The sequence below is a fragment of the Acinetobacter sp. Ac_5812 genome (genome assembly GCF_013072695.1).
Lineage (GTDB): Bacteria > Pseudomonadota > Gammaproteobacteria > Pseudomonadales > Moraxellaceae > Acinetobacter.
This window is the reverse complement of the sequence record NZ_LXUK01000025.1, coordinates 82,850-93,900: the sequence shown is the minus strand read 5'-3', so window position 1 is coordinate 93,900 and position 11,051 is coordinate 82,850. Positions and strand designations below refer to the sequence as shown.

At 38.0% G+C, this 11,051-nt stretch carries 10 protein-coding genes; 8 read left to right on the top strand and 2 right to left on the bottom strand.

The window, feature by feature from the left end:
* The first annotated feature begins 37 nt into the window (after nucleotides 1-37).
* The 4 genes from A7P55_RS19385 (at nucleotide 38) to A7P55_RS19370 (ending at nucleotide 3,504) form a co-directional block, all read left to right on the top strand.
* Nucleotides 38-856 carry an OmpA family protein gene (locus A7P55_RS19385; RefSeq protein ID WP_171553435.1) on the top strand — a complete coding sequence of 273 codons (819 nt, stop codon included), beginning with the start codon at nucleotides 38-40 and terminating at the stop codon, nucleotides 854-856.
* Between the two features lie 222 nt (nucleotides 857-1,078).
* The gene (locus A7P55_RS19380; RefSeq protein ID WP_171553477.1) at nucleotides 1,079-1,804 is read left to right on the top strand and encodes an AraC family transcriptional regulator; all 726 of its coding nucleotides are present in this window, start codon (nucleotides 1,079-1,081) and stop codon (nucleotides 1,802-1,804) included.
* Between the two features lie 21 nt (nucleotides 1,805-1,825).
* The gene (locus A7P55_RS19375; RefSeq protein ID WP_171553434.1) at nucleotides 1,826-2,716 is read left to right on the top strand and encodes a LysR family transcriptional regulator; all 891 of its coding nucleotides are present in this window, start codon (nucleotides 1,826-1,828) and stop codon (nucleotides 2,714-2,716) included.
* Between the two features lie 80 nt (nucleotides 2,717-2,796).
* Nucleotides 2,797-3,504, top strand: a complete 708-nt coding sequence (locus A7P55_RS19370; protein WP_171553433.1) for a hypothetical protein — start codon at nucleotides 2,797-2,799, stop codon at nucleotides 3,502-3,504.
* A 144-nt stretch (nucleotides 3,505-3,648) separates the two neighbouring features.
* Here A7P55_RS19370 and A7P55_RS19365 read toward each other — a convergent pair whose 3' ends face one another.
* Complete coding sequence (locus A7P55_RS19365) at nucleotides 3,649-4,035, bottom strand: carboxymuconolactone decarboxylase family protein (RefSeq protein ID WP_171553432.1); 387 nt, start codon at nucleotides 4,033-4,035, stop codon at nucleotides 3,649-3,651.
* Between the two features lie 490 nt (nucleotides 4,036-4,525).
* Here A7P55_RS19365 and A7P55_RS19360 point away from each other — a divergent pair, with 490 nt between their 5' ends.
* Complete coding sequence (locus A7P55_RS19360; RefSeq protein ID WP_171553431.1) at nucleotides 4,526-5,350, top strand: hypothetical protein; 825 nt, start codon at nucleotides 4,526-4,528, stop codon at nucleotides 5,348-5,350.
* A 14-nt stretch (nucleotides 5,351-5,364) separates the two neighbouring features.
* Here the strand turns inward: A7P55_RS19360 and A7P55_RS19355 are convergent, their stop codons facing one another.
* A complete protein-coding gene (locus A7P55_RS19355) occupies nucleotides 5,365-5,727 on the bottom strand; it encodes a helix-turn-helix domain-containing protein (protein WP_171553430.1) in 363 nt (120 codons plus the stop codon).
* Between the two features lie 423 nt (nucleotides 5,728-6,150).
* Here A7P55_RS19355 and A7P55_RS19350 point away from each other — a divergent pair, with 423 nt between their 5' ends.
* The 3 genes from A7P55_RS19350 (at nucleotide 6,151) to A7P55_RS19340 (ending at nucleotide 10,989) form a co-directional block, all read left to right on the top strand.
* Nucleotides 6,151-7,896, top strand: a complete 1,746-nt coding sequence (locus A7P55_RS19350; RefSeq protein WP_171553429.1) for a YadA-like family protein — start codon at nucleotides 6,151-6,153, stop codon at nucleotides 7,894-7,896.
* A gap of 56 nt (nucleotides 7,897-7,952) precedes the next feature.
* A complete protein-coding gene (locus tag A7P55_RS19345) occupies nucleotides 7,953-9,806 on the top strand; it encodes a YadA-like family protein (RefSeq protein WP_171553428.1) in 1,854 nt (617 codons plus the stop codon).
* A 298-nt stretch (nucleotides 9,807-10,104) separates the two neighbouring features.
* Complete coding sequence (locus A7P55_RS19340) at nucleotides 10,105-10,989, top strand: hypothetical protein (protein ID WP_171553427.1); 885 nt, start codon at nucleotides 10,105-10,107, stop codon at nucleotides 10,987-10,989.
* Nucleotides 10,990-11,051 lie beyond the last annotated feature (62 nt).

Here is an 11,051-nt window from a genome sequence, read left to right as displayed (position 1 = left end):
TCTCCTTGCTTGAAACAAGAATAAAGCGAGAATAGAGATGAATAAAATCCAAGCTTTAATGATAATGGCATTTATGGGCACTGCATTGAATGCCCAAGCTTCACCAGAAGTTCCAGTTACAGAAGCACAAGGCAAAGTCGAATTACAAACGACGGATGAAGTCACTTTTCCAGAGATCAGTAAGAGCTATTTGAAATTAGTCAAACGTTACGAATATAACGATGTTGCGCGTATAGATGTGGGTATGAACAAAGATCAGCATCGCCATATTCTTGGCAATCCGCATTTTAGTGAAGGGGTGTTTGCAGTTAAAACATGGAACTATGTTTTGGATATTCGTGAGCCGAATACACAGGATTATAAGCGTTGCCAACTACGTATTGATTATGACAAGCAATACATCGCAAATCGGTTGTCTTGGAAAGGCGAAGAGTGTCAAGGCTTGATGACATGGGGCGTGAATAATGTTGTGCCTGCAGTTTTACCTGCACCGATTCAGGTTGCGCCACAAACGGGCACAGTGTTCTTTGCATTTGATCGCTCAGATCGTAATGCGATAGAACCAAGTTCAACCAATCTTGCAACTATGGTGAGTGCAATTCAACAATCTCAAAACCCTGTGATTGTTTCTGGTTATGCAGATCGACTGGGTAAATTTGCCTATAACCAAGACTTGTCGTCTCGTCGAGCCAATACGGTTGCACAGTTATTAGTACAGCAAGACATTGATCCAAAACGTATTCAATTACAAGTTAGTGGAGGTACAAGTGTTTATCAAGAATGTTCTGGTCAAGCACGTCATACACAACTGGTTCAGTGTTTAGCACCAAACCGCCGTGTCAATATCCAATGGTAATTGATTGAAATTGAGGAGCGAAGCGGAATAATAATGCCAGCAGAAAAAAATTTCTTTTTGACACTGGAAATACCAAACTGAACCTCTAGTCAATAATGAGCAGATAATTTATTGTCTGCTTGTTTAATTTTCCTAAAATGATTATTTAAAAGATATAAAATGTTAAAAATTCAATACTAAAGTTTGATATGCTCTAAAAAGTTGAGATATGAGATGGATAATATGTTTCATACTTTTTCACATTGTGAAAAAAATATAAAACTGCATCTTATTGAAGTTGGAAATAAAGATTTAAAGCATGCAGTTATCTTTTTCCTTTTAGAAATAGATAAGTTTTTTTCACTTATTAATAATTTGTCGTTAGACCATTTTAGAATTGTTTTAATATATCGGTGTGAGGTGTTGAATCAGGATTTTTTAAGTAAAGATATCCTAAATGGATTTAAGTGCTTAATGGATAGTTTAAATGTGAAAAATACACATTTTATATTCGAGCCTAGCTTAGATAATCCGTATAAATACGCATTGTATTCTAGTGATTTGTTTGACTCTATTACAGTTTGTAAGAAGTTCGATGAGCTTTGCTTTGAAGCTTTCTTTGCATCATGTCCACGTACGGGGGAAGGAACACTCGATTTTCTTGAAAAAGTAAATATCCAAATCGGTAATATTTTATCTGAAGGAGAGCCATATTTAATTAAAGTTGCAAAGAAAATGAGACTAACCCCTCGAATACTATCAAAAAAAATAAGAAATGAAGGTGAAGAATTCAAATTATTAGTAAAACAAAAAAGACATGAAAAGGCATTGATTTTATTGAAAAATGAAAATGTGAGTTTGTCTGATATCGCATATACATTGGGTTATACAGAGCATAGTGCATTTACTCGTGCATTTAAGGGTTGGACTGGATGTTCACCCTGCCAGTTTAGGAAGTATTTAAAATAATCCAATGCGAGGGATAAATTTTTGGATATTAGAGATTTAAAAACTTTTATATATGTAGTTGATCATCAGTCCATAACCGTGGCATCAGAAAAGTTAGGTGTTAATCAATCTACTGTGACAAAACGCATCTGTAACATGGAAGAGATTGTCAAAGGTGTGCTCTTTAATCGCAAAACTAGACCTTTACAACTGACCAGACTAGGGCAAAAAGTTTATTTAAAGAGTTGCTTTATTTTGAAGCAATTAGAATTGTTAAAGAGCTTTCATTGTGAAAAGAATGAAACTATCAAAAAATATATTAAAATTGGGATCGCTGAAACATTTATTGATGATATTTTGGACAAAGTCATTCATGAGTCTAAAAAACTAAGTCCGTATCATGAAATTGATATTTATAGTGGCTGGGGATGTAGTTTAGTAAAGCAAGTCTATGAAGGAGAGCTAGATCTAGCTGCATTAATGATTCCCTCTAATCTTGGTTTAACTACGAATATTGCATTCTTTGAGATCGGTACCATTCCATTGGTAATTGTTGCCAAAAAGGGGGAGGCTTATAAATATAATAATTTGAAAATGTGTAGTAAAAGAGGTTGGGTACTGCATCCTGATGGTTGCTGTTTTAGAGAAAGTTTGGCACAGCTTTTATATGATAGAAAGTTAGGGTTTTATATTAATAAAGAAATTTTTGGTACTGAACTCCAATTACAAAGTATTTTGAAGGGAGAGGGGCTAGGCCTTTACCCCAAGTCTTTTTTTGATCAATTTATTTTAGAGTATGAAGGTTTGGAAGTGATTGAATTAAATGATTTTTCTATTTCTTTACAAGTGGGGGTGATTAAGTCTCAACATGCGGGGATGAATGAGGCAAATGCTTTTATCGAGATTGTTAAAAATCATTATTTCAAAGTTTGATTGGGTGTGCTAAGTATTTTTTAAATTAAATTTTCTAAGTACAAATAGGTTTTATTTCATAATTTGATTAAAGGTTACTAATGGATATACTAAAAATAGTTTCCACAATCGGAGCCGTTTTAGCTGTTTTTACAGCTTTGTTTGGTATTACAAAGTTTTTCTTGGAAGTTACAGCGAATAGACGGAAACAATTGAGAGAGGACTATGATGCTCTGCTTTTAGTTCTGAAAAATACAGATGAAAAAGATCTAAATCGTGTAAATATTATTGATTTAGCCGAAACAAAGAAGTATCAGCTGATTGTCGGTATTCCTTCGATTGATAAAAGGTGTGCTCAGAACTTATTAAAGCAGTCTGACAAATCAAATCGTATATATCAATATAGACGTAGTTCATCATTAATTGAATTTTCTGAAGTAGATGATAAATTTAACTATAGTTTTGGTTTTAAGACAAAGTGGATTAGGGCAACCAAAAAGTGGGGAGCCTTAATCTTATATATTATTTGCTTTTTATTGGCTACAGGTCCTCTCTTCTTCTGGAAGTTCCTTGACCCAAATCAGTTGATCTATAATCGACACCTTATGAATAATTCGCTTGAAAGCTTTTGGTCAAGTTTTATTATTTGGGTGCTAATGTTCTTATTCCTTGCATTTACTGCCGTAAATTACGCATCAAAAATTTATTTTGCAGAAAAATTAGTTGAAAATAAGATTAGTCGAAAGCCCATAATGACGAGCTTAAAGCAAAAAATAATAAAATTTTTTAATAAATTAAAGTCAAATTGATTCATTTAAAAAAAGATGCGACTGACACACGCAATTTTAAGGTTTGTTGGCTTATCTCAGTTTTTTCAATGTATTGTGAATACCACATCGTTAATGATGTGGTATTTTTTGCTAAACGCTTAATATGAAAATAGAAAATGAAATTTAAGCATCTTTTTGATATTCATTAATAACTTCTAAGGCTGCCCGAAAGGCTTCCTGTGTTGCTGGAGCACCGCAATAAGGCAGGCTATGCAGTAACACTTCTTGAATTTCCTCAACAGTTGCACCATTGTTCAATGCCCCACGAACATGACCTTTAAGCTCGGTTGGACTTTTTTGAGCTGTTAAAAAAGCAATGGTAATTAGAGAACGGTATTTACGCGGTAAAACACCTTCACGCTGCCATGTTGAACCCCATGCATGTTCATTGATCCAGTCTTGTAGAGGCTGCGTAAAAGGGACCGTATTGTCCTGTGCGCGTTTGACAAATGATTCTCCCATCACTTCGGTACGGACTTTTAAACCATTTTCATAATCTTGTTGTGACATATTTTTACTCTTTTAGCAGTGAGAAAAGCTTGGATTGTTCCTTCAATGTTTCCCATCCTAACGCAATCCTTGTATGAGCTAAAGTAGTTGATCGTCGTAGTGAGGTTTTTCTCATGATGATGTTGTACCTATTCGCAAGGAGTTCGATACTTATAACTTTTTTGAGTTAGGAAATATCAATCTGACATACGGACAACAGAAATGGATGACACATCGAATTCGATGCTATTGAAAATTTGATGATAGAAAGTTTCTGATCTCGGTTTTTGTTTTGGAGTCGACTATAAATTATTTCAATCAATTTAAACTGTTGATAAATATTTGTAAATTTTATTTAATTTTATTATTTAGTAAAAAAATGGGAAAATTTTTTAAAAAAAAGGCTACAATTTTAATCCTCTAAATTGATGAATTCGGCTAGAATAAAAAATAGGGATCAATCTCATTTGTAGCGACGAATTTCTATGTCGTGCTTAATCTTGGAGCTTACATGAGTAAAGACACATCAGCTTTAGTAAAATCTGAAGATACGATGCTGTCTCATGTTACTGAAACAACATTAGAGCATGTCATAAGTATCATGCCTCAGTTAATTCATTGGCTTATTCAGTCTGGTATTGGTTACAATGAATTTTCAACAGCGCTGAAGACATTGTTTTATAATGAAGCAATCAAAGAATTAGATGAGATTAAGCAAAAAAAGACGGACTCCGCGATTAGTTTGTTAGCAGGTCTAAACCGTAGAGATATACGAGCTTTTTCACAAACGTATGGGGAATACGTTTTAATTGATCAGTTTAATCTTCAACTACCGATCAGTGTTCCAGCTCGTGTTGTGGGGATATGGATTGATCAAAAACTTCCCTTAAAGATTCCTTTGCATGGCGATACGAATAGTTTTGAAGGTTTGGTGAAGCAGATCTCCTCAGAGAAGCATCCAAAGTCAATTTTATTAGAACTGAAGCGACTTGGAATTGTACAAGAAGAAAATGAGAGCATTGTTCTTCAAAAATCAAGTTTTACACCTAATCCGCAAGCTGATGAAAGCAAACAATTATTCACGCAAAATATCTCTGATCATCTTTCCGCTGGGATTAGTAATTTAACCAAAAATAAAAATTTTCTAGAGCAGGCAATTTTTGCTGATGAATTGAGTCAAGAATCTGTTGATAAGTTAAATCAATTGAGCACTGATTTATGGAATATGATGTCAAAAGCAATTGTTTCAGCCGCAATCGATTATTGTAAAAATGATGAAGCTTTACCAGATGCAAATAAGCGATTCCGTCTGGGAATTTATCAGTATGATGAATAAAAAAATTAATAAAATTAAAAGATTTGTGGGTTTTTCTCTTTTTTAGTATAGCCAATTTTATTGAGTCCTCTCCATAGAACTGAATAGGAAACTTGATAACCAAATCTTTGTTCAAAAGGTTCAATCAGATCACGAATCTGATTGAACTTTGTCGTTTTTATAAACGCTTCAAAACTTTCCATATCCTTGATCGAAAAGGGCCGACCGTGGCGAATCGCAGGTAAGGGAATTAATGCCTGAGTTTTTTTTTCAAGCCTAATCCATTTATCTAAGGTTGATCTTGCAATATCAAATTGCTTGCAGACATTGGATTTATGCTCTGTTTGACGATAAGCAGCCATAACTTTTTCACGAAGATCTAATGAATATACTCGCATGAATTTACCGCAAGCTCCTTTACTATTTGAGGGGATGTTGAGTCGGGGTGCTTAAAAAGAGGTATTCATATCGGCTGGTGCAATAAAAGATTGTTATGCCAAGAAATTTATCATTAAAAATAAAATATGTACATATTGAACATATTTTTTTAAAACTTTTTTATTTTGTTTCTCTTAAAAAGATGCGATTTATATTTATTAATCTATATAAATCAAAAAATTATATTGATATTTTTATTATTCAACATGAATTTCACAACTATTGCGAACGGCTTAAGTCTATGCTAGTTTTTTAAATATGTGCATATTACACATATAAATTGATTTTATTGAATTGCTTTGCTTAATTGTGAGTTTAAATAAAATCTTTATTAAAATTTATACTTATCAATAAGATAAATATCATTTAGAAGGGATCGTGTAATGAAAAAGACTTTTCAATTGTCAATAATGGCAACCGCTTTGTTGGCTGCAAATGCGTATGCGGGCATCACAAACATTGGTTCAGGAAATACTGCAACTGGACCAGATACAACGGTTGTCGGTACAAATAATGCGGCAGCGAATACAACTGTGGTTGGTACAGACAATACTGGAACAGGTAATGAAGGTTTCACTGGTGGTACAGGAAACACAGTAAATGGACATTGGTCTGCTGTAATCGGAAATGGCAACAGCACAACTGGTATTCGCTCGAATGTGCTCGGAAATGGCAACACCACAGATAAAGATTATGCTACAGCAGTCGGTAGTGATATTACTGTAAATGGCCAAGCATCGCAGGCGGTTGGAAATAAAATCACGATTGCAGATAATAATGGTACGGCAGTCGGTGGCAATATTGATGTCAAAGGCGATCAGGCCAGTGCATTTGGTGACTCTGTCACTGTTGATGGTGAGGGTGCGACGGCTGTGGGTTCTACATCACAAGCAATTGGTAAAAAAGCCACTGCTTTAGGCTATGGAGCACAAGCAACCGCAGAAAATGCCATTGCAACAGGTAGTGCTGCAGCAGCGAGCGGTATTAATTCGATTGCGATTGGTAATGCCACAGAAGCCAGTGCAGAAGGTGCAATTGCTTTAGGGAATGGCGCAAAAGCAACAGCAATGGGTGCAGTCGCAATCGGTGCTGGTACGGTCAACAATGAAGCAAATACTGTTGCACTTGGCAACTCAGGAAGCGAACGCCGAATGACTTGGATGGCTGATGGTATTGGCGATAATGATGCAGTAAACGTGCAACAGTTAAAATCAGAGCTTGCCAAAATTAATAATGCGCCTGCACAAGCAGACTTGGATGCGATTAATACTAAGATTGATACTGAAAAAGCGGATCGTATCGCCGGTGATACGCTTTTAGATGGCAAAATTGCACAAGAAGCTGCAGACCGTACCACAGCAGTGAACAATGAAAAAGCTGCTCGTATTGCAGGTGATGATGCTTTACAAGTGAAGATTGATAATGAAGCAACCTTACGTGCCGATGCAGATACTGCAGAGAAAAATGCCCGTATTGCAGGTGATGCAGCCGAAAAAGCAGAACGTACCGCAGCGATTAATACTGAAAGAGATGCCCGCATCTTAGCAATCAATAATGAAGCAACGCTTCGTGCTAATGCAGATGCACAAGAAACAGCCGACCGTATTGCAGGGGATGCTGCAGAGAAAAATGCTCGTATTGCAGCGATTAATAATGAAGCAACCTTACGTGCGAATGCTGATGCGACTGAAAAAGCGGCTCGTATTGCAGGTGATGCAGCCGAAAAAGCAGAACGTACTGCAGCGATTAATACTGAGAAAACTGAACGTATTGCAGGTGATACGGCATTAGGTAATCGTATTGATGTAGAAACGGCAACCCGTGTCACAGAAGTCAAACGCTTAGATGGTCGTGTGGATCAGTTAAATACACGTTTAGATCATGTTGAAACTACAGCAAACCGTGGTATTGCCATTTCATTGGCAGCTTCACAAGCAATTCCAAGCCTTCAACCAGGTCAAGTAGCCGTGTTTGGTGGCGTTGGTTATTACGAGGGTGAAGCAGCTGGTGCATTGGGTGCTGTGACTTCATTTAGTGACCGTTTCTCAGGAAGTGGTGCATTTGGTGTTGCTGATGGTGGAAAAGTAGGTGGTCGTGCTGGCGTAGCGTATGTCATCGGAGGGAACTAAGTCGTACTTGGTGATACAGACTGGGTGAGATTTAGTCATAATAAAAGGATGATGTAATGAAAAAAACTTTTCAATTATCAATAATAGCTGCTGCCTTGATGGTAAGCCATGCTTATGCAGCACCTGTATGGGAAGGGCCAACAGGAACAGGCTCTGGTTTGAGTAATGCAATAGGTGGGCAAACGAATTATGCCAATGTTCCATCTACAGCCAACGGTATTATTTTGGGTCAACTCAATGACGTAGATAACACCAGTATTGGTATGGGTTATAACAGTAATGCCATGGGGAAAAATGGTTTTGCTGCGGGTACAAACAATGAGGCTACAGGTGATTCTTCTATCGCTATAGGTGCTGAGGCTCATGCCAGAGGTGAGAGCAGTATTGCAGTAGGTTCATGGATTAATGCAAATGATACGAATAGTACAGCTGTTGGTACGGGAATTAATGTAAACAAAGCAAATAGTGTTGCTGTGGGTAATAGCCAGAATGTCTATGACGAAAATGCCACTGCGGTTGGTGGGCATAGTGAAGTTCGTGGTAACCAATCGAGTTCTTTTGGTGATTGGGCATGGGCTAGTGGTGGTAATGGTGCAACTGCGGTTGGTAGCCAAACATGGGCAAATGCTGAAAATGCAACCACACTTGGTTATAACGCAGAAACAGGCGGTCAAAATGCGGTACGTATGGGGGCTGAATCTGCGGGTTCTGGCTTAAATTCTGTGGTGATTGGCAGTCATGCGACAGGAAATGTTGAGAATGTCGTACAGTTGGGTTCGGGCAGTGGCGGCGCAGTTGGTGCGACAGCAGGTGTTCCCGGAACTTCGATTGCAGATGATAAAAACTCTGTTGCGATTGGTTATGGCTCTGATACACAAGGTCAAGGTGCAAGCGGTGAGAATACGGTCAGTGTTGGCGGTTTGTTAGGTGGTGCGATTCGCCGTATTACCCAAGTGGCGGATGGTGTAGACAATATGGATGCGATTAACGTCTCGCAGCTTAACCGTGAAATTGCTAAAATTGGCGTAGGTGCACAACTGATTGATCATGCAGATAGTTTGCTGACGCTTGAAAAAACTGAACGTATCGCAGGTGATAAAGATTTAGCCGATAAACTGGCGGTCGAGATTGCAGCACGTCAGAAAGCAGTTGATGATGAAGCTAAAGAGCGTGCTAATGCGGATATCGCCCTTTCAACAGCGATTGGCAATGAAGCAAAACTTCGTGCAGCAGCAGATGATGCCGAAAAAGATGCACGTATTGCAGGCGATGCAGCGACCAAAGCAGAACGTATCGCAGTCGTGAATGCTGAACGAGATGCACGTATCGCAGCCGTCGATAACGAAGCAAAACTTCGTGTAGCAGCAGATGCGGCAGAAAAACAAGCGCGTATTGCAGGGGATGCCGCAGAGAGAGATGCTCGTGTCGTCGCGATTGCCAATGAAGCCGTACTTCGTAGCAATGCAGATGCACAAGAAACAGTAGACCGTATTGCGGGTGATGCAATGACCAAAGCTGAACGTATTGCAGCGGTCAATGCTGAACGAGATGCACGTATTGCAGGTGATACTGCATTAGGAAAGCGTATTGATCTAGAAGCCTCGACTCGAACTGCTGAAGTCAAGCGTTTAGATGGTCGTATTGATCAGGCAAGCCGTCGTTTGGATGATATTGAGAAGAGTGCGTATCGTGGTGTAGCGATTGCTTTGGCTGCACAACAGGCAGTACCTAATATTCGGGCAGGTCAAGTTGCCGTATTTGCAGGGGTAGGTCATTTTGAAGGTGAAACTGCGGGTTCGGTTGGTCTAGTCACTTCATTCTTTGCAAATCGTGTTTCATTGAGCGGTTCTGTTGGTTATGCCGGTGGCAATGAAGTCGGTAGTCGTATTGGTCTGAGCTATGCCTTCTAACTGATCACTATAGATAACATGGTAGACGAATAAAAATAATAAAGTAAAGAGAAGCTGAGTTTTCTTGATTGGCAAAACTTCAACTTGGATTCTCTTGAACAGAAGTTCCTCTTGGGTTGTTCTTTATCAGCATGAAGACAACCTTTTTTTATGGAAAATGACTTAAATAATAGAGGTTTGGCGTAATTAAAAATGTATTATCTATTTGGGTATCTGTTAAAATATCAAGGCGACAAGAAAACAGGTAATAGGATGTTATTTGTCAAATATTGATAATAAATTTTAATGAGAAATGTTTATGGGACACGTAAATTTAAAACCTTCCTTAATCTTGGTTGGGGTTTTGATTTTAACTGGATGTAAAGATGAAAATGGTAATTTTAGTGTAGGGGTGAGTTTGGGGGGAACTGGGACTGGGGGAGCACCTGTAGGAACGGAAAGTCCTGTACCAAAACCTCAATTAGATGTTAAACCTGATCGTATGGAAGAAGATGGTTTGCTATATGCAGTTGCTTATCCAAATCCTATTACTCAAAACTGTGGCGGAATAGAGCGTACTATTCAGTTTGTACGCTATTATTCTCCTCATATTCCCATGGTGATGGGTGATCGTATGGATCTTTTGGGGATGAATGATTCATCTCGCATACGTTTAAAGCTTCAAGTGGTTGTCAAAAATAATACCTCATCTCCAATTTATGAATATATCAATAGTTGTAAGGCCGCTTTTCAACTTACGGGTAGCAAAACTGTAAAAACAACCCAAACAGATTACTGCTTAAATGATGAAACAGTGAATGTCTATCAATCCAATGAATCAAGAACGTATTTTTATACATTTAATTTGCCCAATATTTTACAAAATTGGACAGCAAGCTATCAGGCGCAATATTCTAAAAAACTCTATGCAGAGAGTCAGGGCTCAAGTTATGACGATGAAAGTATAAAGGATAGAACGCAATGTGATCCTTTAAGCACGATCTTGTTGTTAGATGAATATCCATCTACAAGAGATGGTGCACCACCTTCCACAAACCCAAGAAATGAGAATGGCACAGATTTGGGGCAGACGGATTCGACAGCATCTTCTGAACCCCCGATTTTTGGAGGGTTTGATTTGGAGGAGGAAAAGAATACGAATTCTTCTCTGTTCGGGAGTTTTGGTTTAGGGGATGAACTTTAAATCTATCTCGTTCCAAAGCCATCTGATGGTGGCTTTTTTTATTGAGTCGCTCAAACCAACCT

Bases quoted from the DNA above. Each gene is read 5' to 3' on its own strand.
- A7P55_RS19385 (WP_171553435.1), top strand. From the start codon at position 38: ATGAATAAAATCCAAGCTTTAATGATAATGGCATTTATGGGCACTGCA.
- A7P55_RS19380 (WP_171553477.1), top strand. From the start codon at position 1,079: ATGTTTCATACTTTTTCACATTGTGAAAAAAATATAAAACTGCATCTT.
- A7P55_RS19370 (WP_171553433.1), top strand. From the start codon at position 2,797: ATGGATATACTAAAAATAGTTTCCACAATCGGAGCCGTTTTAGCTGTT.
- A7P55_RS19365 (WP_171553432.1), bottom strand. From the start codon at position 4,035: ATGTCACAACAAGATTATGAAAATGGTTTAAAAGTCCGTACCGAAGTG.
- A7P55_RS19360 (WP_171553431.1), top strand. From the start codon at position 4,526: ATGAGTAAAGACACATCAGCTTTAGTAAAATCTGAAGATACGATGCTG.
- A7P55_RS19355 (WP_171553430.1), bottom strand. From the start codon at position 5,727: ATGCGAGTATATTCATTAGATCTTCGTGAAAAAGTTATGGCTGCTTAT.
- A7P55_RS19350 (WP_171553429.1), top strand. From the start codon at position 6,151: ATGAAAAAGACTTTTCAATTGTCAATAATGGCAACCGCTTTGTTGGCT.
- A7P55_RS19345 (WP_171553428.1), top strand. From the start codon at position 7,953: ATGAAAAAAACTTTTCAATTATCAATAATAGCTGCTGCCTTGATGGTA.
- A7P55_RS19340 (WP_171553427.1), top strand. From the start codon at position 10,105: ATGGGACACGTAAATTTAAAACCTTCCTTAATCTTGGTTGGGGTTTTG.